At 44.7% G+C, this 25,700-nt stretch carries 20 protein-coding genes; 2 read left to right on the plus strand and 18 right to left on the minus strand.

Annotated elements, in window-relative coordinates; all coding sequences use genetic code 11:
* Positions 1-155 precede the first annotated feature (155 nt).
* The 12 genes from pdxT to ACESTK_RS08405 all read right to left on the minus strand — a co-directional run bounded on the left by pdxT (position 156) and on the right by ACESTK_RS08405 (position 10,896).
* Positions 156-755, minus strand: a complete 600-nt coding sequence (pdxT, locus tag ACESTK_RS08350; protein ID WP_118583259.1) for a pyridoxal 5'-phosphate synthase glutaminase subunit PdxT — start codon at positions 753-755, stop codon at positions 156-158.
* Between the two features lies 1 nt (position 756).
* Positions 757-1,632 (minus strand): pyridoxal 5'-phosphate synthase lyase subunit PdxS, encoded by an 876-nt coding sequence (pdxS, locus tag ACESTK_RS08355; protein WP_173735228.1) that lies wholly within the window; start codon positions 1,630-1,632, stop codon positions 757-759.
* 380 nt (positions 1,633-2,012) lie between these two features.
* On the minus strand, positions 2,013-2,201 hold the full coding sequence (locus ACESTK_RS08360; RefSeq protein ID WP_118583262.1) for a small, acid-soluble spore protein, alpha/beta type: 189 nt from the start codon (positions 2,199-2,201) through the stop codon (positions 2,013-2,015).
* A gap of 209 nt (positions 2,202-2,410) precedes the next feature.
* The gene (locus ACESTK_RS08365) at positions 2,411-2,596 is read right to left on the minus strand and encodes a PspC domain-containing protein (protein WP_021924744.1); all 186 of its coding nucleotides are present in this window, start codon (positions 2,594-2,596) and stop codon (positions 2,411-2,413) included.
* Between the two features lie 94 nt (positions 2,597-2,690).
* Positions 2,691-3,557, minus strand: coding sequence for a DUF4097 family beta strand repeat-containing protein (locus ACESTK_RS08370; protein WP_256144217.1), 867 nt, complete (start codon positions 3,555-3,557; stop codon positions 2,691-2,693).
* The gene (locus tag ACESTK_RS08375) at positions 3,554-4,279 is read right to left on the minus strand and encodes a DUF1700 domain-containing protein (protein WP_373119457.1); all 726 of its coding nucleotides are present in this window, start codon (positions 4,277-4,279) and stop codon (positions 3,554-3,556) included. The genes ACESTK_RS08370 and ACESTK_RS08375 overlap by 4 nt, the downstream gene beginning before the upstream one ends.
* 5 nt (positions 4,280-4,284) lie before the next feature.
* Positions 4,285-4,638, minus strand: a complete 354-nt coding sequence (locus ACESTK_RS08380; protein ID WP_148461245.1) for a PadR family transcriptional regulator — start codon at positions 4,636-4,638, stop codon at positions 4,285-4,287.
* 272 nt (positions 4,639-4,910) lie between these two features.
* A complete protein-coding gene (locus ACESTK_RS08385) occupies positions 4,911-5,423 on the minus strand; it encodes an HD domain-containing protein (protein WP_173769585.1) in 513 nt (170 codons plus the stop codon).
* Positions 5,420-6,532: an RluA family pseudouridine synthase gene (locus ACESTK_RS08390; protein WP_373119459.1), complete on the minus strand. Its 1,113-nt coding sequence runs from the start codon at positions 6,530-6,532 to the stop codon at positions 5,420-5,422. The genes ACESTK_RS08385 and ACESTK_RS08390 overlap by 4 nt, the downstream gene beginning before the upstream one ends.
* Before the next feature lie 162 nt (positions 6,533-6,694).
* Positions 6,695-6,757 (minus strand): hypothetical protein, encoded by a 63-nt coding sequence (locus ACESTK_RS08395; RefSeq protein ID WP_368072586.1) that lies wholly within the window; start codon positions 6,755-6,757, stop codon positions 6,695-6,697.
* Between the two features lie 68 nt (positions 6,758-6,825).
* Complete coding sequence (locus tag ACESTK_RS08400) at positions 6,826-8,319, minus strand: hypothetical protein (RefSeq protein ID WP_373119461.1); 1,494 nt, start codon at positions 8,317-8,319, stop codon at positions 6,826-6,828.
* Positions 8,320-8,394: 75 nt separating this feature from the next.
* Positions 8,395-10,896, minus strand: coding sequence for a LuxR C-terminal-related transcriptional regulator (locus ACESTK_RS08405; RefSeq protein WP_373119462.1), 2,502 nt, complete (start codon positions 10,894-10,896; stop codon positions 8,395-8,397).
* 300 nt (positions 10,897-11,196) lie between these two features.
* On the opposite strand from ACESTK_RS08405, the gene ACESTK_RS08410 reads away from it, so the two are divergent.
* Entirely contained in the window at positions 11,197-12,606 is a 1,410-nt protein-coding gene (locus ACESTK_RS08410; RefSeq protein WP_373119463.1) for an RsmF rRNA methyltransferase first C-terminal domain-containing protein, read from the plus strand.
* 272 nt (positions 12,607-12,878) lie between these two features.
* Here the strand turns inward: ACESTK_RS08410 and addA are convergent, their stop codons facing one another.
* Complete coding sequence (gene addA / locus ACESTK_RS08415; protein WP_373119465.1) at positions 12,879-16,634, minus strand: helicase-exonuclease AddAB subunit AddA; 3,756 nt, start codon at positions 16,632-16,634, stop codon at positions 12,879-12,881.
* Positions 16,634-19,966, minus strand: coding sequence for a helicase-exonuclease AddAB subunit AddB (gene addB, locus ACESTK_RS08420; RefSeq protein ID WP_373119466.1), 3,333 nt, complete (start codon positions 19,964-19,966; stop codon positions 16,634-16,636). The genes addA and addB overlap by 1 nt, the downstream gene beginning before the upstream one ends.
* 184 nt (positions 19,967-20,150) lie before the next feature.
* On the opposite strand from addB, the gene ACESTK_RS08425 reads away from it, so the two are divergent.
* Positions 20,151-20,612 (plus strand): hypothetical protein, encoded by a 462-nt coding sequence (locus tag ACESTK_RS08425; protein ID WP_173717448.1) that lies wholly within the window; start codon positions 20,151-20,153, stop codon positions 20,610-20,612.
* An 87-nt stretch (positions 20,613-20,699) separates the two neighbouring features.
* On the opposite strand, the gene ACESTK_RS08430 is transcribed toward ACESTK_RS08425, so the two are convergent.
* From ACESTK_RS08430 to ACESTK_RS08445, 4 genes are all read right to left on the minus strand, one after another.
* Positions 20,700-22,616, minus strand: coding sequence for an NAD(+) synthase (locus tag ACESTK_RS08430; RefSeq protein WP_204452905.1), 1,917 nt, complete (start codon positions 22,614-22,616; stop codon positions 20,700-20,702).
* A gap of 111 nt (positions 22,617-22,727) precedes the next feature.
* Positions 22,728-23,606, minus strand: coding sequence for an Hsp33 family molecular chaperone HslO (gene hslO / locus ACESTK_RS08435; protein ID WP_195477018.1), 879 nt, complete (start codon positions 23,604-23,606; stop codon positions 22,728-22,730).
* A gap of 71 nt (positions 23,607-23,677) precedes the next feature.
* Positions 23,678-24,439, minus strand: coding sequence for a class I SAM-dependent methyltransferase (locus tag ACESTK_RS08440; RefSeq protein WP_148461235.1), 762 nt, complete (start codon positions 24,437-24,439; stop codon positions 23,678-23,680).
* Positions 24,440-24,520: 81 nt separating this feature from the next.
* Positions 24,521-25,534: a hypothetical protein gene (locus ACESTK_RS08445; RefSeq protein WP_173735218.1), complete on the minus strand. Its 1,014-nt coding sequence runs from the start codon at positions 25,532-25,534 to the stop codon at positions 24,521-24,523.
* Between the last annotated feature and the right edge of the window lie 166 nt (positions 25,535-25,700).

The raw sequence follows: 25,700 nt of genomic DNA on the forward strand, positions 1-25,700 counted from the left end.
TTTACTATTTTTCATCATTTTTTGTTAATGTTAGTTTTGTTATTGTTTTTGATGTTTTTCTTTGCTGTTGCTTTGTTTTTGTTGATGAATGCATAGTAACATACTGGGGATTATCTGTCTAATATGTAAAAATAATATCTGGTTATAGGTTCATTCTATAACCAGGTATTTGGGGAATTTTTCTTTGCATATTTCTTTACACTATTCAGAAACGCCTCATGTATCCTGTCATCCTCATCCAGTTCCGGATGAAATGCCAGTCCATACTGCTCTTTATACTTTACAGCTACAATATTTCCATCCACCTCAGCCAGTACTTCTGCGCCTTCTCCGCATTTCTCAATATAAGGGGCACGAATGAATGTCATGGGAACCTGACCGATTCCTTTCATTTCCCTAATGGTGTGAAAACTGCCAAGCTGTCTGCCGTAGGCATTTCTTTTTACTGTCACAGGCATGGTTCCGAAATACACATGCCCGTCATTAGAGAGGTGGTCAGCCAGAAGGATCACCCCCGCACAAGTGGCAAGCACCGGCATTCCAGCCTGGATTTTCTCTTTCAAAGGCTCAAACATTTCCAGCTCCCGAAGGAGTTTTCCCTGTACCGTACTCTCACCGCCTGGCAAAACCAGTCCGTCAAAGTCTCCATCCAGGTCTTCTTTTTTCCGCAGCTCCACGCACCGGGCACCCAGTTTTTCCAGTTTGCTCTTATGTTCTGCAAAAGCTCCCTGCACAGCAAGGATTCCGATTTTCATCTTATTTGCCCCTCTCTGCCATCAGAAGCTGGATTTCCTGCTCATTGATTCCGACCATAGCTTCACCAAGGTCTTCGGAAAGCTCTGCAAGCATTTTGGAATCCTGATAGTTGGTGACCGCTTTTACAATCGCTGCGGCACGCTTCTTTGGATCACCGGATTTGAAAATACCAGAGCCCACAAACACACCTTCTGCGCCAAGCTGCATCATAAGGGCCGCATCTGCAGGAGTCGCAACGCCGCCTGCTGCAAAGTTTACCACCGGAAGTCTTCCGTTTTTGTGTACATACTCAACCAGCTCATATGGCACACGCAGGTTCTTTGCTTCTTCAAAAAGCTCATCCTCACGCATAGAAACCACTTTCCCGATTTCGCTGTTCATCATGCGCATGTGGCGCACCGCCTGTACCACATCGCCGGTTCCCGGTTCGCCTTTTGTACGGATCATGGAAGCACCTTCTGCGATTCGCCTTAAAGCTTCCCCTAAATCTTTGGCTCCGCATACAAATGGCACTTTAAACTGACGCTTGTCAATATGGTAAACATCATCTGCCGGGGAAAGCACCTCGCTCTCATCAATATAATCAATCTCAATTGCTTCCAGGATCTGCGCTTCTACAAAATGTCCGATACGACATTTCGCCATAACCGGAATGGAGACTGCCTCCTGGATTCCTTTGATCATTTTGGGGTCGCTCATCCTGGAAACACCGCCTGCTGCACGAATATCTGCCGGAATCCTCTCCAGCGCCATAACCGCACAGGCACCTGCCTCCTCTGCGATTTTTGCCTGTTCCGGAGTGGTAACGTCCATGATCACTCCACCTTTTAACATCTGTGCAAGCTGTTTATTTAATGCATATCTTTCCTGGCTCATTTTGATTTCCTCCTGTATGTATTGTGCAGAAAAATTGTGGGGCACTGTTTTAACAGATCTCCATTTCTTCAACTGCCTTTTATTTGTCTGAAAGCATACAGGAATACTGTACCGTTATAAATATCCAATTTTTATATATTTCAAAATGACAGTTTGAATATTTTCTCTCAAACTGTCCTGCAGGACTTGTTTTTTTCCAGCAAAACCTTCAGTGCCCGGGCAATTTCTACCTCGTCTTCTGCTATCAGGATACGCATAATTTTCCTCCATTTTTTCTGAAAAGGAGACGCTTACGCGTCCCCCATTTTCCCGCCCCTCCTAGAGCCTTTTTCAAACACGCTCTAGCCTGATGGCAAGTTGCAGGGGCAAATAATATACTATTATTTTTTCGGTTTCTTTCGCGCCATTATGCCACCGATCCGGCCCGTTTCTTTGGCGGAGAGGCTTTTCCAGCCCCCTTCTAAGACTTTATCCAGAATGCCAAGTTCCTGAGCAATTTCATATTTTGTCTGTTCTTCAGGGGTAAGATTTCCGGATTTGTAAGCTTCTACTTCTTTGTCTTTGTTCATATGTCTATGCTCCTTTTTACAGTGTTTGGATGTATATAGGGAGTATGGACAAAATATAATACATTTATTCAAAGTGGATGCAATTTGACATGGCATATTCCACGCGAACCGTCGCAATATTCTGCCAAGCTGACTGTCAACTACAACTAAGCAGCTCGGCCCCCCCCGCAGCTAAGTTTTCGCAGGCAGTGGATCTTGTGCAATTCTTCTTATGCTTTCGGAATAATAATCGCTGCAATAATATATGCCCAGATTCCTGCGCCGCCGAAGCAGGTCAGGATTACCCAGGCCAGGCGGACCAGGGTTGGGTCAATATCGAAATACTCGGCAATTCCGCCGCACACACCACACAGCATACAGTTTACGGTTGATTTGTATAAACGCTTATTACTCATAATTGATTCCTCCGATCTGACATTTCTGTCTTATTTTTTTATCCATTACATAACTTTACACCAGAGCGTGTCTGAAAAGAGCTTTCTGCAAGATTTAGCTTTCTCCAGTAAACTCCACATCAATCTCGCCCATTCCGCATTCCAGCACCATATCTTTTCTGGCACCTTCATTGGAAATATTTTTCTCAATGCCAAGTCCACTGTACTCAGAATCCTCCAAATTAATCTCACCCATACCACAGGAAAGATCGTAATTATAGTCCTTCTCTTTTCCAGTTACTACCATGTCAATTTCACCAGCACCGCAGTCCGCATTCAGTTTCTGAATATCAAGCTGATCAATGTCGATGGTTCCGGCGCCAACCTGAAGATCACAATACGCTGCTGTGATATTTCCATAACCGCTAAATTCTCCAGCGCCAACTTCCATCGAAAGCTCCTGTACCTTTAAATCGCACTCCAGATCAATAGTACCCATGTCAACACCCAGGCTTACCGTATCAAAGTCTTTCCCGGAAGGAACAATGACTTTTATCTGTTTCTTCTTTTTTACATTGCCACTGCGGGTATCTGTAATCGTGATTTTCCCGGAAGTTTCCTTAACCACTACATCGTTCTTCGCATCATTTGCCACATTTACCCGAATCTTGTCACCATCGTATTCCTGGATAAGGAGCTCATCATACTTCAAACTGATTTCCAGATCACTGGCAAAATCCATATCCACAGTATTTCCATCTAAAGCATCCCAATCTATGTCAGAAGAATGATATTGGGCGTTTCCCAAATGGATCAGACCAGCCAGCGGATAATCATTATCCTGAAGCAGCTGTCCAGCCTGATCAAACACATTTCCGCCTGTTTCCACTGCTGCTACAGAAATTCCACCGATACAGAAACCAATTCCTGCCACTGCGAAAGCACCTGCTGCAATCAGCATTCCCTTTGTTCCTTTTTTCATGCCTGCTCCTCCTTCTTATTCCGATACACGATTTTCTGGAAAAAGTCTGTTACCTTACGAAGAATCCATGGGAAAATCGTGGAGCCCAGCCATCCTGTTAAAATGCAGAACAGAATTCCTGATGCAAACAAAAGACAGCCGATTCCCATTACCAGAAGTCCCACAGCAGTATTGGTAATCAAAGTTCCAATACCCACACTAATGCAGGCGCAAGCTGCTACGATAAATGCGAACGCCACAACTCCGGATACAAAAATCGCCAAAAACGGAAACAAGATCACCACCAGTAAAATACAGAACACGCCACTGGCTGCTGTAATGATAAATGGGGAAAGAAATACCAGGGCAATTAGGAGCAGGATAAATCTGCTGTTGCTTCCCTTCTCTTTCGGGCGATATCCCCTGTGGGTACGATCTGTTTTTCCTGCATGTTCCCCATCTCTTTGGTGAATCTCCGGCATATAAGAAGCCTTGTTTTCCCGCAAGTCCTCATATCCATTCTCTGTATACTGTGCATATTCCTCATTGCTTTCGTCAAGGTCTGCCTTTATTATGGCAGCCACTTTTCCGGGGCTTCCAAGCTCTCTGATCACGGAAGCCTCATTCTCAGGACCGGCTTCGTCAAAATAACTGTTGTAGTAAGCCAGCGCCTCCTGCTTTTCTGCTTCCGAAATATCAGACAGCAGCCTCTCTAGCTGTTTCATAAACTGCGCTCTGTCCATACCTGTTAATTCTCCTCCCTCATGTGGCCGCTGTCCGCATTTCTGCCAACGTCCTCAAACATACTGCCTATCTTGGTGGAATAATTCTTCCACTCGATCTTGTACAAATTCAGCTGTGCCTGCCCTTTCTCCGTCAGTTTATAATATCTGCGATTTCGTCCGGCATATGCCTGATCGTAGACTTCCAGGCAGTCATCCTTCTGCAGGCGGCGCAGCACTGGATAAAGTGTGGATTCTGAAATATCCAGAACTCCGCGTACATCCTGGGTGATCTTGTATCCGTAAGTACCTTCCGGCTCCTTGGACACAACCGCCAGGACAATAGCGTCCAGAAGTGCAGCTCCTGTGTTAAATACCATCTGATCACTCCAATCATATTATATAGTTCATCAATATTGTTTAATTAACAATACTATATGATATATAATATAGTTTTGTCAATACTATTTTTGAAAACAAATTTATATATTTCTATCATTTACACAAAAAAGGCGCAGCCAATGCCACGCCAATATTTCAACATATTTTCTTTCACTTCAAATAACTGATAAATTTCTCCGTCACAGGTGAAAGCCTTTTTTATCCTTCACTACAAGCCCAATTTTTTTCTTTTTCAACGCCTTCTATTGCTTTACCTGGCAGGCAATTTATAGATACTTGTGAGTAATTTTTTGCCTGTATTGGTCTCAAATACGCGCTCTCTGGCTGTTTCAACAGCATTCTCAGACATTTCACTTTCATCTGCATTTACAAGAAAATCAGCTTCCAGAAGAATGCGGTAATCCAGTCCGTCTACGTTTGTATAGGTGTGGTGATGGCTAACCAGATAGTTGATTCTCTCTTTCATTTCATCATCAATTTCCACATCCTTGAGGAAATTTTCTACCAGCTCAGGACTTTCTTTTTCCTGGTTGGAGCCGTTTGTATTACCATATTTTACGCGGCATACAGGGCAGGCAATGTCGTGGATCACGGCTGCGATTTCCAGAATTTCCTGCTTTCTTTCGGTTAAATTTTCCATCTCGCCAATCATTCTGGCATATGTATATACCTTCAGGAAATGGGCAATATCATGCTTGTTTCCATCGGAATATGCGATCATTTTTGCGATAACATTATTTATGGTTTGCTGTGTTTCTGTCATGTTTTTTCCTCCTCGTTTGCATTCAAAAAGCGGCAGAAATCATCTGGAAGGGGAGCTTCCAGAGTGATTATTTCATCTGTAAATGGGTGACAAAAAGTCAGCTTCCAGGCATGGAGCGCAGCTCTTTTGAAGCAGTCATTCCTATTATTAATTCTGCCTTCCATATTCTTTTTTTCTTTGCTGTTACTCATTTTCAAACACGCTCTAGGATTATACATCGTATCTCCCAGAAGAGGGTGACCTATCCCTGACATGTGAACCCGGATCTGATGGGTTCGTCCGGTTTCCAGCTGAAGCTCAACAAGAGTCACATTGCCGAAACTTTTTATGTTCTTATAATACGTAACTGCATTCCTGCTTCCTGGCAACAGTCCATCTGGAGAAATTGTCATTTTCATGGGATTTTCCGGATCCGGGGCAAGTGGTATAGCAATTTCTTTCCAGAATACAGAATCATTTGCTTCTGATAAATCTCCTTCTGCAAGCGCCAGATATTTCTTCTGCAGCTTTCCTTCTTCCCTCTGCTTCTGCAATCTGGCTGCCGCCACCTGGTTTCTGGCAAAAAGTAAAATCCCGGAGGTCTCTTTATCCAGACGTCCAATGGACCGAATGCGTGTTGTCTCATTTTTTTCACGAAAATAGGCTGCAAGCAGGTTAGAAATGCTGTCCTGATAATGGCTTCCGGATGGGTGCGTCACCATACCAGCCGGCTTGTTTACTACAAGTAAATCCTGGTCTTCATAAAGGATCTGAAGTTTCTGGGGTTTTAATCCGTCTTCCAGCTCTTGTCTTTCGAAATCCAATAATTGTTTTTTTCCTCGTTCTATGAAACTACTTGTATCTGGACACACCAGTTGCTTTGAATCAATCCCTTTCGCTTCCAGACATACCTGAAGCCGATCACCAGGCACTGCTATTTCCGTTACACGGCACTGTTTTCCATTTTTAAGGATACCTCCCGGCCTGAACTTTGCCTGACTGATCTGCCTCTTTGTAAGCCCTGCCTCAGCCCGCAAAACCTCTCCTACTTTTCCAGACTCTGTGATCCTTATCTCAAGATATCTTTCCATATCTGCATCCTTGATAGCTCCTGCCCATATCTTTGTCAAAATGAAATCTCCGCTGCTCAAAACACGAAGCTTGTTTAGCTTTATCACATAGTTTATCACAAAATGAAAGCTTATGAAATCCCCTATGATCTTAAAACAGTAAATAATAAACAAGCCGAAATACACATAGGTATTCGGCTTGCAAAATTTGTCATATATTTTTCAGGAAATTCTTTTTGTCCACGTCCCAGAGCGTGTTTGAAAAAGGCTTTCTGCAATCTGCACACTCGAATCCCCATCCTACGCGATTGGTATAGTTATTTACGAAACGATGTACTAGTTTTACCTGCTTATCAGTATTCCATCAGCCTTCCTGCCTCATCAATATAGAACACGTCATCCGGTCCTATATAATAGCTGTCGGAACCATCAAAGTACATTACATTTCCTTCCCCATCATACCAGTAATAAGTATCTCCCGGATCACTTTCCTCTACATAATCTTCATCAGGAATGTAGTCTCCGTATCCTTCACCATCGTCAGCTGTCTGGGCTTCGTAGGCGATAGAATCGGACTCTCGTAAAAAAGCTGCACCTGCATAAATATTTCCATATCCGGAAATCACAGGACTGAGCATCAGATCGCCATCTCCATCCAAAGTAACATCTGCCACATAGATTCCGCTGTCATTGACCAATTTCAGGGCAGTTGTGCCAAGTGTGGTAAAAGTACCGCTGTCAAAAAAATATCCCCCTGTTTTATCACTATTCAGGCTGTTGTAGATTTCCCAGGTTCCTTCTCCATAAAGCCGGATATTCATGGCATTTAAATCTCCATACTGGTACCAGCTGTCAAAATAAGAGATAAACATTTCCAGGCTCTCTCCTTCGGCACTTGGATCATAATCTTCCCCTTGAGTGAAAGTGGTTTCTGTATTTTCAACGCCCTCAATCTCCGTCAGCTCCAGAGAAGAAATGGCATCCCGGTATTCCTCCTCCATCTCCTCAGCAAAATCCGCTGAAACTCTGTAAGCATAAGCAAAGGTATTGGTATCCGTCTGGAAATACAGCATTTTCCATTTGCAGGTATCTTCATTTGCTCCGGTGGTAAATTCCAGTTCATATGCCGGATAAGTGAATTTCTCTGTATATTCCTGGTTCTGTACTGCTGTGAAATCCTTTATTTCCGATTCACTTACAAAGCCTGCAAACTGTTCCATATATTCCTCCGGGGTACCGATGAATTCATTGTCATTTAAAGCACTGCAGTTGACGATCACCGTCATACAGTCCTCTGTCATATCGGAATAGAAATACCCTCCTTCCCAACTGGAATTGTTATAAAGAGGGCGCAGTCCTGTATAGCGTTTATTTGACATGAGGACATAGCTTTTCTTTTCCGCGCTGTCTTCGTTTTCAGTCTGACCTTCCGAATTCTCTTCTGCCTGATCTTCCTCTGCTCTGGTAAAAACCGCAGCCCCGTCATTTCCCATATGAAGAGTATCCGCGGAGTCCAGATAAAATCCCTCCAGCCACATGCCCATGCGATTGTACATGTCATATCTGCCATTTCCGTCGTTGTATTCATCCACATATTCCAGATATCCCTGAACATCATCGCCTTCTCCGGTGTGATATACAAACAATCCGTCTGCACTTAAGGTAAGAGTTTCATCAGCCTGTGCATCTTCATTTTTCCATACACCGGAAAGTGCTGCATAGTCAGCTCCGTCCTCTACCTGAATCGTATCCTCGTTTTCTGCCATTACGCTGTAAATACCAGCTGAGGGAACAACTGCTGCACATAAAATAAACGCGATGACCGCTGTAACTATTTTTCTCTTCATACCATTTTCCTCCTGTCGAAATATGTTGTACCTTTACTATACGTTTTCTCTGACAAAAATAGTATTAACTTCCAGTTAGCTTTTCCCTTCCATCATCTCCAAAAGATACTTGCGCTTCACCCGGACATCCCCGGGAATCTGTAATTTGGAATAAATCTGATTGATGTACTGCTTCACAGTTCCCTCGGATAAAAACAGACTCTGGGCGATTTCTTTGTTGCTCATATGCTTCGCCATAAGCTCCGTAATCTCCAGCTCACGATCTGACAGTACTTTAAAGACCGGCGGATACGCCTCCTCTTTTTTTAACTGATCGCACCGCATTTCCCATTCTTTCCCCATTCTGGTGATCCTGAAAAGAAAATTTTCATTGATTCCGAAAAAGCTTCCCTTCAAAAGCTCCTCTATGTATGGATAATTCTCCACAAATGGCATAAGGATTCCATCTGGAAAAGCCTGGGAAAGTGATCTTCTCAAAAGTTCAAGCGCCTGTTCTGTTTTTCCCAGCTTCCAGTTGGCCGCAAGAAGCTGGATCTGCACATGAAGAGCCACCAGATCGTAGTGAAGAGCCTGACACATGGCAAGAATGGATTCGCTTCTTCCGATCACCTTCGAATATTCTCCCTGGGCAAGATAAACCTGATTCTCGATCATTTCCATCATCGGTCTCCCAGGTGCCAGAAAATTCACCGTAGAAAGCATATGCGCTCCAAAGAGAGCCGGAATCCGCTCCGTTTGTCCGGTAACTGTATAGTAATAGGCACAGGTGCTGTCAAAAATATTGACCCAGGTGGTATTATGCCCCTGCAGCAGTTCTTTTCGACGTTCTTCAAATGTATTTCTCATTTTTATGTCCATACAGATAGACAGCCTTTGTGCCAGAAAATCGCAGCAAAGTGCAATGCTCTCCTGCCCGTTTCCCTGAATCTGGGTATAAGCCTTTTCCAATGCTATATGGGCATCAACAAAATTTCCACGCATAAAGTGAGCCTCTGCGTTCATAATCGTTTCTGCACCCTGTCCGTGTCCGTTTGTGATCTTGTAATAATGAGGCATACACTGGTTCATCTCTTCCAGCTCTTTGTCAAGATCTCCGCTTTTCCTGTGAAACATCATAAGTACAGATGGGGAGCCAAACGTCCAGCCTCCGTCACTTCGGATACTGATGGCAGGTCTTGTCATCTTCTCGCTGGCACTGCGGTGAAACTGACTCATTCTCGAAATATCATTGTACATAAGAAAGCTCTGGATCAGGTCGCATTCACCCAGAAGATTTCCTCTCTCTTCCTCAGACAGCTTTGGATGTTCTCTGATGGATGCCAGAAGAAGTTCTTTCAGTTCCAGCATTTTGGGAATATTTTTCCAGTTAAACATGCATCTCATAAGAACCAGAATTGCAAGCGGATATTCTTTTAAAACGGAAACCGGACATCTGTTCAAAACTTCCAGAACCTCTTCCGGTTTTAGAGAAGCAAGTAAGATTCCGGCATCTTTTTGCACCACCCGGAGAATAGCTGCAAAATTCTGATTTCGCCGGTATGCTGACAGGGCATGGATATAGGCACCATGTTTTTCATACCATGCACCATATCTTTCATAGTAAAAAGCCTGTCTGGAATCATCCAGTGTTCTGAACGCACGAAACGCGCACTCTTTCATCATATGGTGAAAGCGGTAAGTCTGCCCGTCATTTAGGCAGGTGACAAAAGCATTCTGCCTGGTGAGCGTTTTCAGGATCTGGTGTACGTCTTCTCTTTTTGTAATAAATTCTGCCATCTCTTCCGTGAATTCATCTGCAAGCCCCATGGCACTTAAAAATTCTTTTCTGTCTTCTGGCAAAGGATTCAGCATGGAAGCGGAAAACATCTGGTAAATATCAGATGTTTTTCCTGGCAATTCTCTTGATTTTGAAAAAGAACACAAATTCAGGTAAACAGCTGCGAACCATCCTTCGCTGGATTTCAGAAGCTGCTCAAGCTGGCTGTCTGTCAGGCTGGTTCCGCAGCGGCGGATATAGGCTGACAGCTCCCCAGCGTTCAGACGCAGATCGTCTATTTCTATTCTGTGAAGTCTTCCTCCAAGTCTTACAATCCAGTCATCACTGATAAAATGATTTCGGCTTGCTACGATCAGATGCACATTTTCCGGAATCCTCCCTGCCATTCTGCACAGGAAAGTGGCCGCCCGGTCATCTTTTAACAGATGAAAGTCATCTATAAAAATATAACAATTTTCACATTTTTCCAGTTGATAGCATAGAATTTCCGTCAAGAATCCAGCGGAAGCTTCATCTTCCGGGCAATCGTAGTTTTCCAGAAAGTTAAGACCTGCGAAGGAAAATGCATTTTGCACACTTTTCCAGAAGATGGAAAGGTTTTGGGAGTAAATACTGATCCGGATCAGCAAAGCCTGACTGTCTTTCGCCAGTCTGGACAGATACCAGTTTACGGCGGTTGTCTTCCCATATCCCATAGGGGCTGTTATGGCAGTCAGTGCGCTGTTGGAAACAGGCTGCAGGGATTTTTGTAAACGTTCTGATATGTAAATGGAATTCAGGCTGATTTTTTCTTTAGGCATTTCATACCCTCACTCTCTTGTTTTATAAGTATATTGCTGTTTACACCGTTTCCGGAGTATGATTTGTAGGAATAATTTTTCAAACACGCTCTAATGATCATTCTATTTTTAATTATAGTGGAAAAGACAGGAAATTCCAATGGATTCTTTTGCTTATGTTTGACTTGTTCTTTTTCTTCCGCTATACTAAAATGTGTTTAAAAAATGCTTTCTGCAAGATGTGTTTCACTGTTTTCGTGAAATTTACGCAGTAAATCTGACACTCATATCATTCTATTTCAGTACTAAGGAGATTTTTCTATGGATTCAGATAAATTATCAGCTCTGCCTCAGGCTTTTCTTCATCGGATGGAGGATATGCTTGGGGATGATTTTGAACCTTTTCTGGCAGCTTATGAACAGCCGCGTACTTATGGGCTCCGGGTAAACACGGCAAAGATTTCCTGTGAGGAGTTTGAACAGATTGTGCCCTTTGAAGTGAAAAAAATCCCATGGGTTTCGAATGGTTATTTTTACAATGAGGATGTAAGGCCATCCCGGTGTGCTCTTTATCAGGCTGGACTTTATTATCTTCAGGAACCAAGTGCCATGACCCCCGCTTCCCGTATTCCGGTGGAGCCAGGAGAATATGTGCTGGATATGTGTGCAGCTCCTGGAGGAAAAGCAACTGCAGTTGGTTCCGCCCTAAAGGGTGAAGGACTTCTGGTTGCAAATGATATCAGCACTACCAGGGCAAGAGCACTGCTTCGAAACCTGGAACTGTTTGGGATTCCCAATCTTTTTGTTGCCAATGAAAAACCTGAAAAAATGGTAAAAAATTTTCCAGAATTTTTCCATAAGATCATTCTGGATGCACCTTGTTCCGGGGAGGGGATGTTCCGTAAGGAGGAAGCTCTTGCCAGGGACTGGACTCCTGAGAAGTCTGAGGAGCTTTCCAGAATTCAGAAACAGCTTTGTCTGAATGCGGCAGATATGCTGCAGCCGGGAGGACAGATGCTTTATTCTACTTGTACCTTTGCACCTTGTGAGGATGAGCAGATCATTTCCTGGCTTCTCAGGGAAAGGCCGGAGCTGTCTCTGATTTCTATGGAGGGTTATGAGGGCTTTTCCACCGGAAATCCTGAATGGGGAGATGGGAATCCACAACTGAAAAAATGTGTGCGCATTTTTCCCCATAAGATGCAGGGGGAGGGGCATTTTCTAGCCCTCTTGCAAAAGGAGGGAACGGCTGGACCTTCCGCTGGTACTTCTAAGACCAGTCGTCTGGCTGCAGATGTCCGGAAGTATATGGAAGAAATTTTCAGAGAAATCGGGTTGAAAACTTTAGATGGCCAGGAGTTTGACTGGAACCGGGTGGAGGTCCGGGCAGATAAAGTTTATTATCTGCCGTCTGTTTCCTATAATTTCAGAGGACTTACGTTTATTCGGAACGGACTTTATCTGGGAGATCTGAAGAAAAACCGGTTTGAACCGGCTCAGCCGCTTGCACTGGCTTTCCGGAAAAATGAAGCTGAAGCTGTGATTTCCCTTTCTGTGGATGATCCAAGACTGGAGCGGTATCTGAAAGGGGAAACTCTTACAATTGAGCCTGAGGAGGCTGCTCATTCTAAAGGATGGCATTTGCTTTGTGTGGAAGGGTATCCCCTTGGGTTTGGAAAACTTGTGAATGGGACATTGAAAAATAAGTATCCAGCGGGGTGGAGAGTGTAAGTTTGTCAAATTTTCGCTTTCCCTTCCGCCTGCGACGTGCGTGGATGTGGCGTGCCTGGTCTGAGGGCTTTGCGGAGGTTCCGAGAAAATCTTAGAGGACAGGATTTTGCGTTGAAGACATGAGAGGACACTGTCTGAGCTCCGAAGGAGCGAGTTTGGCCTCTCATGTCTTCGCTTTTAGCAAAATCCTGTTCTCTTAGATTTTCCGGGTTCTTCGCACAGTTCTCAGATCAGGCACGCCACATCCACGCACCTTCTGCGAACACAAGCAATCATCCTAACAATATCTCTTTTTTCAACGTAAAGGAATAAATATACTTCTCTTTCACCCTGCGCCCAGTCATTCTATGAAGTGCCTGAGCATAATCCTCCAGCTGAGTGTGATACAGATCAACCAGCTTCTGCTCTTCCCCCCTGCGCACACGATCCGTCTTGTAATCAACCAGCACAATCTCATTCCCTTCCAGAAAATAAGCGTCTATGATTCCCTGCACAAGCACACGTTCCTTGGGATCCCATGCCTCATCTATTTCAGCAGCACTTCTGGAAATGACAAAAGGCTGTTCCCTGAAAAGAAGCCCCGATAATGCAGCGACTTTCATTCTCTGCCCCAGTGCCCCATTCACAAAAGACTGAATATCTGAAATTCTGATACATTCTGCTTCTGCCTCAGACATTTTTTTGCTCTGAACCAATGCGTTGATCTGCTCTTTCAGCTGCTGTGCACTATCCGTTTTATTGTACTCAAGACATTCCATCACACGATGGTAAGCAGTACCTCTTGCCGAACCTGTGAACGCCTCTTCCGTTTCCTTCTTTTCCTCAATAAATCTTGGAACCAGCGGAACAATGTCCGGTTCGAAATATACAGCTTCTTCAATATCCGTATCTTCATGGTAACTCTTCTTTTTTAGATCCGATACGCTGACCTTCACCGGAATATCTTTACGATATTCATAAGGATATACAAATCCAAAACGCTTTTCCAGTTCCGCTTTGATTTCAGGATCCACGATTTTCTCACAATCCCAGTTATCCAGAATATCGTCTTCCATCTGCCCGACAGCCTGTTCCACCACTTCAGCCTCCGTTAAAGTCCGCGCTGTGATTCTTTTCACCTGAAACTCTGCCGGATCATCATAAAGCAGATTATCATGGGATGGCAGCAATCCAAACTCCTCAAAAAGTTCATCCATGCAGCGGTGCCTTGCAAGCGCAGGAAGCACATAATCCCAGTAAGTTTTTCCATTCAGTCTCGTTTCTGCCGGAAGAAGTTCCTGTTCATTTTCGCGGAATCTGTATAAAGAAAGCAGCCTTTTTTCCAGATTTCCTATTGTTCCAGTCATGATCAGTTTCTCCTTGGCACGCGTCAGGGCAACGTAAAGTACTCGGATTTCCTCCCCCAGAGTCTCTTCCAGAAGCTTACGGCGGATCACCTGCTTATACAGTGTTGACACAATCATCCGCCGGTCTGGCAAAATGGCGTCAGCGCCAAGACCGTAATCCGGATGAATCAGAAGTCTGGCGTTCAGATCCTGCATATTGAACTGTTTTCCCATACCGGCAAGGATTACAATCGGAAACTCGAGTCCCTTGCTCTTGTGGATCGTCATGATTTCCACGGAACCTTCTCCTGCGCCAGAAAGATTTACTTCGCCATAATCAACTTCATATTTTTGCAAATGTTCAATATATCGGACAAAATTAAATAAGCCTCTGTAACTGGTCTTCTCATAATCCATTGCCTTTTCCACCAGCATAGCGAGGTTGGCGCTCCGCTGTGCACCATTTGGCAGAGCTTTCGCATAATTACCATAGCCGGTTCTGCGGAGAATCTCAAGAATCAGCTCATGCACAGGAGTATACACCGCAAGATCACGCATTTCATTCAGCAGGACTATAAAACCATGTAATTTGTGGTAAAGAGTTCTTTCCTGCCCCTCATATTCTTCCAGGAAATTCAACACGCTGTCATACAGCATCCCCTTCGGATGTTCTTCCCGCAAAACGGCAAGCTCCTGGGTAGTACATCCCACCAGCGGCGACCTCAGCACACCCGTCAAAGGAATATCCTGAAGAGGATTATCGCAGACCTGCAGATAATTCAGAATCGTAACCACCTCAAGTGCTGAAAAATATCCCGTCTTTGAAGCGGCATACACAGGAATTCCGTGAGCAGAAAGTACCTCTGTAAAGGTTTCTGACCAGCCGGAAGCGGTGCGGAGAAGGATTACAATATCTCCGTATTTCGCAGGACGATATTCTTTGGTTTCTTTATCAAGTACCAGCTCTTTTCCCACAATTTCCTTAATTCTGTGGGAAATAGCAAGAGCCTCCAGTTCCCGGGCATCCTTTCCTTCCATCAGATCCTCCAGTTCTTCAGAATCCTTTTCTACCAGAAGAACTTCTGCAGGAAGAAAGCTTTCCTTGTTTCCTTCCGGAAACACAGCTCCAGGATAAAGAGCTGCGGCTTTATCGTAGGCAATTCCACCAAGATCTGTTCCCATAATCTGACGGAAAATAAAGTTTGCACTATCCAATACCTGAGACCGGCTGCGGAAATTTTTATGAAGATCGATTCGCTGTTCCGTACTGTCCGTTAAACTGTACTGTTCATACTTTTCCATAAAAAGCTCTGGTCTGGCAAGGCGGAACCGGTAAATGCTCTGCTTCACATCACCTACCATGAATATATTTTTTCTTCCATCTGCCCAGCCGGAAACACAGTTAGTGATCATTTCCTGTACCAGGTTACTGTCCTGGTACTCATCCACCATGACCTCGTCATATTTCAGGGAAAGTTCACGTGCTGCCGGACTCATGTGATAAATATACTTGCTCTCTCCAGTCCAATTACCGTCGTTTTCGCCATTTTCTTCCGCTGCATGAACCCTTTGAATCAGGATTTCCAGCGCAAAATGCTCCATGTCCGTAAAGTCCAGAATATTTTTTTCCCGCTTCTTCTCTCCATACATACGGATAAATTCCCTGGTAAGCTCCACCAGCATTTCTACAGGCTCCCGGCAGGTTTCCAGAAGCACTGGAAGTTCCTCCTCCTTTACGGAAAAATACCGTGTTCCAATATCCTTTAAAATATCCTTTGCATTTTCCCGAAGAGATTTTACCTGCTCTTTCAGCGTATCATCTACAGGATCTTTTGGTTTCTTTCTGGAAAGAGCGGCAAAAGCCGGTTTGCCAAGAAGCTCTCCTGCTCCGTCAAAATCACCGGCGGCGGCTTTCTCTTCTGCTTCACGAATGAGGATGAGATCACTTTGCAGTGCTTCATCATACAGGTATGGTCCTCCTGGCGCATTGCAAAAGCTTCTTGCCTGGGTAATCAGTTCCTTTGCCTGGCAAAGATCCTCCGTAATGTTTTTCCATAACAAATTCATCCATTCTGATGATTTTACAGAATCTAAATCCGTATTTCTATAACTATCTATGCATTCTTCCAGCCAGGTATCCGGATATGGATTGCTCATGGCAGCATTATACAGAGAATAAATCAGTTCTTTGATTCCATCATCTGTTTTGCCTGATGCGTAGCATTCGATAAAATACTTAAACTTTTTGTCATCTTTTATGTAATAGTTCTCCAGAAGCTCCTTCATCACGTCCTCTTTCAGAAGCTTCAATTCTCCCTCTTCTCCTGTCCGATAACCAGGATCCAGACCAATAAGATGGAAATAATTGCGGATCACATAAGCACAGAAGCCATCTATCGTGGTGATCTGCGCCGTATGGATCAAGGTAGTCTGGCGCTGCAGATGCTCATTATCCGGATTCTCACAGAGAGCATCCTCCAGGGCATTTGCAATTCGTTCCCGCATTTCCCCTGCTGCTGCTCTTGTGAATGTCATGATCAGCAGCCTGTCAATGTCAACGGGATGCTCCGGATCCATCACCTTTTTTAGAATTCGCTGCACAAGCACCGCAGTCTTTCCGGAACCAGCTGCTGCACTTACCAGAATATTCCGGTTTCTTAAATTAATAACCTGCTCCTGCTCTTTCGTCCAGTTCACTGCCATTATTCATCCACCTCCTTCACAAAAGCATCCCACAGCTCTTCATCTGTAAAGTTTTTCAGCCTGCGGAATTCATAGCCTGGAATGTCCATATCAAAACCGCATACGCCGCTGTAAGGACAGTAGGTACAGGCATTTTTCTTTCCCATCATATAAGGGGAAACCTGGGCATCTCCGGTCATAATGGACTGTCTGATATGAGAAATCTTTGTTTTTACATAACGGTTTAAAATATCAAACTGCTCTTTTGAGGCTACAGAAGAATTTTTCCGGAAGCTTCCGTCTTTGTTAAAGGATACGGGAATTGACACAAGGGAACTGTCCATTTTTTGTACCAGTTCTTTATCTTTCAGAACCAGTCCGTTCATCTTTAGTTCCTTCAGCACTTTTTCCTGGACAGTCTCTATATCTGCATCTATTTTTTCCTGAATCATAGGATCCTTGATATTGTAATAAAATACCCCTGCAGGAATCACATCTTTATCCTTATGCTTGTTTTGCTCTACGGTAAGGGCACCGTCCATGTAGATCATCAGCTGCAGCTGCAGACCATGATACAAAGAAACCAGATCAAAAGAAGTATTCCCGGTCTTATAATCAATGACCCGGACATACAGCTTCCCATCATCTGTCTCCATAGTATCCACGCGATCGATCCGACCGCCCTGAAAAACAACTTCCACACCTTCCGGCTCAAATTCCCCGGATTTCAGCTGTTTCTGAATTGCCCACACAGTTCTTCGTACCATTCGCTTGGTGCGCTGAATCATATATTCATTGCGTGCACTGCTTTTTAGAATGGTATTGCCATAATCTGCACTTATTTCATCTACCAGGCGGTCTGCCAGCGCATCCCGCTCTTCCTCAGAAAGCTCTGCCAGAGAAAGCTTTTCTTTGTTCACTTCCTTTATCAGAGACTCCAGCACCTTGTGCATAATATTTCCCATATCCATGGCGCGGAATTCATACTCTGCACGCTCCGTAAGTTTGAGACCATACTGGAGGAAATGGGCAAAAGCACAGGCAGAATAACGCTCCAGCCTGGTGGCACTGTAGGGCGACACCTCTCCATAGAGAACCTTTGCCACACTTTCGCTGATAATATCAGCAGGCTTTCTGGTTCTGGAAGCCTCCACCAGCTTCCTGGCCAAAGTCCTATATTTAGGACTTCTAAGATACCAGCTGTAAAGCTCGCTGTACAAAGGACTTCCCTGTCCCACAGCGCCCTCTCCAAGACCTTTCAGGAAGCATTCCAGACTGGTTCCCGGAAGCTCCATGGCGTTCAGGCTGAATTCCTCATCACCTGCATTTTTCACCTCCAGTCCGGGATATAGAGCCTGTATACTGTGGATCAGATATGCAGGACTTATAGGTTCTCCTTTTCCATTTGATAAACTGTAGGAAAGGCACAAATGCTCACTTGGCTTTGTCAGATTCAGATACAGATAAAAGCGCTGGGTGTTCATCAGCTCTTTCGGACCTGGTGCAAGCTCCATTCCCTCATCTGCAAAGAATTCTCTGTCCATCTGGGTCAAAATTCCGCCAGAGTCTGTATTTTTCGGAATATTCCCCTCGTTTACACCTACAAAAAACAATGCCTTTATTTCTTTCAGACGGGTTCTTTCCATATCTCCAACAAGGACCTGATCCATACTGGGCGGGATCAGCGCAACCTTTGACTTGGCAAAACCAGTTTCCAGAAGCTGGACAAATTCCGTTCTTGTAATTTCTTCCTCTCCAAGGATCTCTACCATGCGGTCAAGAAGTTCCATAACAATTCCGTATATCTGGGCGTATTCTTTTTCCAGAGCTTTTTCTCCTTTTTCTTTAAAGAAAAGCTCCTGTTTCTTTAGTTTTTTCTGTATTTCACAGCTTTCGATAAACTGATATAAACTATAACAATATTCACATACTTTTCTCTTTCCACTGGAAAATCCCTGAGCCAGGATCTCAGCCTCCCTCACAAATATTTCCCGGTATTCGTTCAGAACCTGAATATCCTCCGGATCCATGGTCCGGTAAACTCTCACCCACTTCTCGGACCACTTTTTGTAACCGTGGATTCCAAGGGCAAGCACATAATTCTCCAGCATATCCACCTGGTCCCTTCCAAGGCCGGACATATCACAGCGCAGATACCGGAAAACACTTTCGTAGGAAAAACCCTTTGTAACCATTTCAAGAGCAGCACGAATATATTCTATAAATGGGTTCATCAGAATGGTGTGCTTCTCATCCAGGAAATAAGGGATCCGGGATTCCTCGAATACCTGAGATGCAATACTTTTGTACGCCTCCAGATTTCCGGTAATCACAGCGATTTCTCCGTATTTCAGATTTTTTTCACGGACCAGACGGCGTATTCTCCTGGCTGTCTCTTCCAGTTCTTTTACAGGGGATTCTGCTGCAAATATGCAGATTTCTTCCTGTTTCTTCTCATAGACAGATCTTCTGTAGCGGAAAAGATGCTTCTCCAGAAAGTCAAGGGAGGTGAAATTTCCAAAGCGGCCCTTTCTCTCATCTTTCAGAAGAATGGGATCATCCAGATTGCTAGTCAGACCGGACAATGTGTGGATCATTTTCCTGCTCATATAGAATAACTGATGTGGTTTTCCCATCTGTAAAGGATTTTCTCCGGCATCCATGGTGACAGTTACCAGAACCTTATCGCAGACATTTAAAAGTTCCCGGATCACGTTCATCTGCACCGGAGTAAAACCGGTGAAGCCATCCAGAAGGAGTACGGATTTTTTCAGTTTATCAGAAAAAGGAATGGCTTTTTTCAAAGCGTCCATCACGCCTTCGCCGGTCATATAATGACCTTCCAGATACTGAAGAAAGGCCTGATAAAGGACACCCACATCCTGCATTTTCATATGAAGAAGAGAGTCTTCCCCTGTTTTTCCCAGCATGTCCTGCAGTTCTTCTTCCCGGATATCATACTGCATAAATTCTGAAATCAGAGATTTCACTTCGTCCAGATAGCCCGGTTTGTTCATCTGGTTGCCAAGGTAGGGCAGATTTTTGCGATGCTGCTGCACCAGCTTCTGAAGAACCATACTTTTTCCAGTGTCATCCAGAAGCACTTCCATGGCACCGCCTGTCTCCTCGAAAATACGATAGGCAAGGCGCTGAAAGCTGAGCACATCGATATTCAGGATTCCCTTTCCGGGGTGCATTTCGACTACGTTTTTCTGTGTCTGCATGGTAAACTGTTCCGGGACGATAATATAGTACAGGTGCTGTGGATTTTCCATAGATTCCCGGATGATCTGTTCACATGCATAATGCGTCTTGCCAATACCGGAGCTGCCGATGATGAATTGTAGGGACACGTTTTTTCCTCCTTCTGCCAATTGTATGGAATAAAAAAGCCTATATCTGATAAAAAATCATTCTGTTTTATATTCTATCATATTTTCCATGCTTTGATAATAGGATAGAATAAGAAGATTAGAGCCTGGTTTTGCGGCCAGGATTATTTTTTTCATTATCAGTGCGATACAGGAGGCGCAGTCCATGAGTTCGAAAACCAGGATCATCGTGTTACATATGAAGGAAGTGGTATATACCATCGCCTTTCTGATTCTTGCTGTTCTTCTGGGAATCCTGATCTACTTTATGTTCGGGCCTGGAAAAAGCCAGACCACTTCTGCTGCTGGAGAGGGGCTTTATACGCCTGGCGTTTACCGCAGTTCCCTTACTTTGAATAAAAATACTTTTGACGTGGAAGTTACAGTAGATCAAAACAATATCCAGTCTATTGAGCTGGTAAATTTAAGTGAAAGCACCACTGCCATGTTTCCGCTGGTAAAGCCTTCTCTGGAGTCACTGGCCAGCCAGATTGTTGACAGCCAGTCCCTGGACGACTTGAAATATTCCACAGACAGGAAATATACGTCACAGCTGCTTATTTCTGCCATTGAAGATGCATTAAAAAAGGCGGAGAACCATGTAAGTTCTCCGCCGGCAGAGCAATAAACAAACCTAATTATTTCCCACCTTTACAGCTGCATGCTCCGCGAAATACAGCTGTAAAATACATGGAAAGCATACCGCACAATCGTTTTATACTTCAAGCTTCTCCAGAGCTTCCATCCATACCGCTGCGCTTGCATCACTTGGCATACGCAGGTCACCTCTTGGAGACAGCGCCACACTACCTACCTTCGGGCCGTCAGGAAGACAGGAGCGTTTGAACTGCTGGGCAAAAAATCTGCGGTAGAAGATTTTCAGCCATTTCAGAATCGTAGCCTTGTCATAAGTACCCTCAAAGGTACGGCAGGCAATGCGATAGATCTTATCCGGTTCAAAGCCTGCACGAAGCATATAATACAGATAAAAATCATGAAGTTCATAAGGACCAACCAAATCTTCTGTTTTCTGCGCGATCTTGCCGTCCTTAGGCGGCAGAAGCTCCGGACTTACCGGAGTATCCAGAATATCCAGAAGAACTTCTTCCAGCTCTTTCTCTCCGCAGGTATCTGCATAATAGCGGACAAGATGTCTTACAAGCGTTTTGGGAACAGAGGCATTTACACCATACATGGACATATGGTCTCCATTATAGGTTGCCCATCCAAGAGCAAGCTCGGAAAGGTCACCGGTTCCCACAAGAAGTGCTCCCTCCTGGTTTGCCATATCCATAAGAATCTGCGTACGCTCTCTGGCCTGACAGTTCTCATAGGTTACATCATGAACAGAATCGTCGTGACCGATATCACGGAAATGGATATTTACCGCCTCTTTAATATTTACCTCCGTCAGAGCAGCACCAAGGCACTGGCTTAATTTGCAGGCATTCTGGTAAGTTCTGTCTGTGGTGCCAAAGCATGGCATGGTAATGCAGCGGATATTCTCAGATGGCAGTCCCATCAGCTGGAAAGTACGTGCAATTACAAGCAATGCCAGTGTGGAATCAAGTCCCCCGGAAAGACCAACCATTGCCTTTTGGCAGTGGATGTGGCTCATTCGCTTCTTAAGTCCCATAGCCTGGATGTTCAGAATCTCCTCACAGCGCATATCACGCTCTTCTTTTACAGAAGGTACGAAAGGATAGGGGGCAAACTTCCTGGTAAGAGAGGTCTCTTCCACTTCCACATCAAAAGGTACGATCTGGCAGTCAGCATCATCAGATGCCGGATAGGTGGAAAGTCTTCTTCTTTCATCTGCCAGTCTCTGCACATCAATTTCTCCGTAGATCACAGTGTTCTGGAAGCGCTTCGCCTCTGCCAGCATGGTGCCATTCTCTGCGATCAGGTTCTGTCCGCCAAATACCAGATCCTGGGAGGATTCACCCTCTCCTGCTGTGGCGTAAATATAGCCGCACACCAGTCTGGCAGACTGACCCTTCACCAGATCACGGCGGTAGGAATCCTTACCAACCATCTCATCACTGGCTGAAAGATTGACGATAATATGGGCACCGCCCTGTGCCAGATTTACACTAGGCGGAAGTGGAACCCACAGATCCTCGCAGATTTCTGCGCCAACTGTCAGCTCCGGCAATCCTTCACATGAGAAAATCAGATTGCTGGCAAAAGGTACGCTTTCCTCCCCAACTGTCACATCTGTCCACACATCCGCCCCAGAAGCAAAGTGTCTCTGCTCATAGAATTCATTATAGTTGGGAATATGAGTCTTAGGTACAAATCCAAGAATATTTCCGTGGTTCAATGCTGCTGCCACATTGTAGAGCTTGCCGTTCATCCGCATAGGAAGTCCCACAAAGATCAGCGCATCCACATCCGCAGTCTCCTCTGCAATAGTCAGAAGGCTCTCCCATGCACTGTCCAGCAGCCTTCTCTGAAGGAAAAGATCCTGGCAGGTATAGCCTGTGATGCAAAGCTCCGGCAACACCATCAGCTTGGCATGCTGTGTCTCCATTTCACGGATTACTTCCAGAATTGCCCTGGTATTGGCCTTACAATCAGCAACTGTAACCTGCGGCGTTCCTGCCGCTACTTTAATAAATCCCTGATTCATATCCTAATCCTCTCTTATCCTACCATTTCCACGCCTTAGAGTGTGTTTGAAAAAGGCTTTCTGCAAGATGTGCGTCTATGACGGAAAATAGTGATTCTTTCTTAATTCAGCTTATTTGCATCTTCTTAGAATTTCTTTCAACTCTTCTACTGTGAAATTGTAGTTGGTATTACAGAAATGGCAGTTCATCTCGATTGGCTTGCCTTCCTGGATCATTTCGTTTAATTCTTTTCTGCCGATGCTGATCAACGCTTTCGCTACTCGTTCTTTGGAGCAGTTGCAGCAGAAACGGGTGTCCATTTTCTCATTGATCTGCACGTCAAAGCCTTCCAGCACTTTCTCCAGCAGACTCTCCGGGGTATGTCCCTCCTCTAACAGGTTGGTGACAGAATTGATCTTCTGTACGTTCTGCTCTAACCTGGAAATCACTTCTTCCTCTGCAAATGGCATCAGCTGTACAATAAATCCACCAGCCTGACGTACTGTATTATTCTTATTCATCAGGACTCCAAGTCCAACTGCGGACGGTACCTGCTCACTTGTTGCAAAATAATAGGTTAGGTCTTCTGCAATCTCACAGGTCTGAAGCATAACCTGTCCGCTGTAAGGCTCTTTTAGCCCCATATCTTTAATCACAGTTAGGAATCCAGGACCAACTGCTCCTGCAACGTCCAGCTTCCCTTTGGAATTTGCCGGAATGCAGACATCTGGATTTCCTACATACCCCTTTACATTTCCCTGGGAATCGGCAGTTACCGTAATTCCCTGAAGGGGACCGCCGGCCTTGATCTGAAGGGTCAGAACATCTTTTTCCCCCTTCATCATGGAGCCCATCATGGCTCCTGCAGTCAGAAGTCTTCCAAGCGCTGCCGTAGCCACCGGACTTGTATTATGGTGCTCTCTTGCAGTCTCCACCATCTCAGTGGTCACTGCCGCAAATGCACGAATCTGGTCGTTAGCTGCAGTCGCGCGGATGATATAATCATTCATGTGTATTCTCCAATCTATACTGTTATAATGTTAATCGTAATCCTATAGCTATTTATCTTATTATTATATTATCATTTACCATGTTCCCTTACTACAAAGGTAAGCCTTCCGCTATCTTCCTTCGGTGGCTCCAGTGTATAAGCATCATACACTGCCAGAAGCTCCATTCCCGCTTTTCCAATAAGTTCCTTGATTTTCTCCAAAGAATAGGCTCTCTGATAGTGAACCTCCTCATCCTTCTCATAAAGTCCGTCCTCTCTTGGAATAAACAGAGCCAGCTCATACGTATTAATCCCGGTCTCCTCATCATAACTGTTCTCCCAGATAAAGCTTCCCTCATCCCGGTTCTCAGCAATCGTAGTATTCCCGATCATAGTCTGATACTTATAAACCGTATTCATATCAAACAGAAAAATCCCCTGAGGATCCAGATAATTATTTACCAGGGCAAACACATGCTCCAGTTCCTCTTCCTCTGTTATGTAATTCAGACTGTCACACACGCTTACCACAGCCCGTACGGTTCCATAAAGTTCAAACTCCTGCATATCCTGAAGAAGATACAGGATGTCATGCCCGGACTCTACCCGTTTCTCCATGGCCTCTGCCAGCATTTCCCCGGAATTATCCACTCCGATCATGTCATAGCCAGCCTCTGCCAGTATCTCAGTCATGGTTCCCGTGCCGCAGCCAAGATCCAGCACAAGTCCGTCTGTGATTCCCTGCGCTGCAAGCTGCTGCTTCAGCCATTTGCCCCAGGTCTGGTAGTCCACATTGTCCTGGAACATATCATATACTCTGGCAAATTCGCCATAAGCCTGAAAATTATCCATATTCCCTCCAACTGTCACGGACACAGCCATCCATCCCGGGTAGCTGTGTCCGTGTAAGTCAACATTCTGCTTTTTCTGTTATTACTCTACAGGCATATAATATACGTCTGCACCTTCTCCATGCCAGTAATAATCCACATCATTCTGATCGTAAACGTCCTCATTATTTACAAAACGATAGGTATTTCCATCAAAGTCAACCCAGTTTCCATTTCCATCCGGAGTAATTACAAGGGGATGGCCATCGGAGTTACGGTAAATAGTTCTGGTCTGGTTGGTGTCTGTAAGCTGCTCCTGGGTAAATCCGCCGGAGTTTGTGATTGTTCCATCACTGCTTCCATCACCTGAGGACGCAGAATCAGTACCTGCACTCTGTGTTCCGTCAGTGGAACCATCTGTACTTCCCTCAGTGCTTCCGTCTGCACTGTCAGAAGACTGTACCGGTGCAGCAGCTTTCAAAGAAGACTCTCCTGCAATTCCGAAGGAATCAATTGCAGCCTTAACTCCTGCATAAGAAGCCTCATCCACAACAGATCCGCAGATATTGTAATACTCATCAGAGCTCTTATAAATTTTATGGATCGCATAAACATATCCGCCGCTCTTGGAAGCATCTGTGTACTTCACAGTGTAAGAATAAACGCCTACTCCCTCCACATCACTGGCGGTATAATCCTGGATCTCAAAGTCAGTACCTTCTGCAAGGTCAGAAGCCTGCTCTAATGCCACAGCCAGATCCTGCGTATCCGGAAGCATAGCAGAAGACATGTCCTCTTCTCCCTGTCCATGAAGGATCAGGATCTTACCCTGCTCCGGGGATTCGAAGCTGAGCATATCTGCCTCATCCGCCTTATTGGACCAGGTAGCATCTGGAAGCTTAATGGAGACAGCCCCATTGCTTGATGTATAGGTGCTGTCCTGTACGTCTGGCGCGATGGTTGGCTCCGGAGTAGGTGTAGCGGTTGCTTCCGGAGCAGGTGTCTCAGTTACCACTACCTGTTCTTCCGGCTCGTCTCCGCCAAAACTGCAGCCTGTAGCAGCTGCAGAAACAATTGCTGATATCGTTAAGATTGCTAAAATCTTTTTGTTCTTCATAGTATCCTCCTTATTTCTTTTCATAAGTAAATTTTGTAAATCTACATTCTTCTATTTCATTAACAAAACGAAAATATTTCTCGTTTATAAAAATCTCCCGAGCTGTATTTTACAATTTTATTACAAGCCTGTCAATGGATTTCCCACTGTAGAATCTAAATTGTTA

Origin of the sequence: Ruminococcus sp. Marseille-P328 (genome assembly GCF_964249465.1) — a bacterium.
Lineage (GTDB): Bacteria > Bacillota > Clostridia > Lachnospirales > Lachnospiraceae > Blautia_A > Blautia_A faecis.

Coding starts and splice junctions, on each gene's coding strand:
- ACESTK_RS08385 (WP_173769585.1), bottom strand. CDS start 5,423: ATGACAGAAACACAGCAAACCATAAATAATGTTATCGCAAAAATGATC.
- ACESTK_RS08430 (WP_204452905.1), bottom strand. CDS start 22,616: ATGAATCAGGGATTTATTAAAGTAGCGGCAGGAACGCCGCAGGTTACA.
- ACESTK_RS08375 (WP_373119457.1), bottom strand. CDS start 4,279: ATGGACAGAGCGCAGTTTATGAAACAGCTAGAGAGGCTGCTGTCTGAT.
- ACESTK_RS08410 (WP_373119463.1), top strand. CDS start 11,197: ATGGATTCAGATAAATTATCAGCTCTGCCTCAGGCTTTTCTTCATCGG.
- addA (WP_373119465.1), bottom strand. CDS start 16,634: ATGGCAGTGAACTGGACGAAAGAGCAGGAGCAGGTTATTAATTTAAGA.
- ACESTK_RS08425 (WP_173717448.1), top strand. CDS start 20,151: ATGAGTTCGAAAACCAGGATCATCGTGTTACATATGAAGGAAGTGGTA.
- ACESTK_RS08380 (WP_148461245.1), bottom strand. CDS start 4,638: ATGGTATTTAACACAGGAGCTGCACTTCTGGACGCTATTGTCCTGGCG.
- hslO (WP_195477018.1), bottom strand. CDS start 23,606: ATGAATGATTATATCATCCGCGCGACTGCAGCTAACGACCAGATTCGT.
- ACESTK_RS08445 (WP_173735218.1), bottom strand. CDS start 25,534: ATGAAGAACAAAAAGATTTTAGCAATCTTAACGATATCAGCAATTGTT.
- ACESTK_RS08440 (WP_148461235.1), bottom strand. CDS start 24,439: ATGGATAATTTTCAGGCTTATGGCGAATTTGCCAGAGTATATGATATG.
- ACESTK_RS08360 (WP_118583262.1), bottom strand. CDS start 2,201: ATGAACAAAGACAAAGAAGTAGAAGCTTACAAATCCGGAAATCTTACC.
- ACESTK_RS08365 (WP_021924744.1), bottom strand. CDS start 2,596: ATGAGTAATAAGCGTTTATACAAATCAACCGTAAACTGTATGCTGTGT.
- ACESTK_RS08400 (WP_373119461.1), bottom strand. CDS start 8,319: ATGAAGAGAAAAATAGTTACAGCGGTCATCGCGTTTATTTTATGTGCA.
- ACESTK_RS08370 (WP_256144217.1), bottom strand. CDS start 3,557: ATGAAAAAAGGAACAAAGGGAATGCTGATTGCAGCAGGTGCTTTCGCA.
- ACESTK_RS08405 (WP_373119462.1), bottom strand. CDS start 10,896: ATGCCTAAAGAAAAAATCAGCCTGAATTCCATTTACATATCAGAACGT.
- pdxT (WP_118583259.1), bottom strand. CDS start 755: ATGAAAATCGGAATCCTTGCTGTGCAGGGAGCTTTTGCAGAACATAAG.
- pdxS (WP_173735228.1), bottom strand. CDS start 1,632: ATGAGCCAGGAAAGATATGCATTAAATAAACAGCTTGCACAGATGTTA.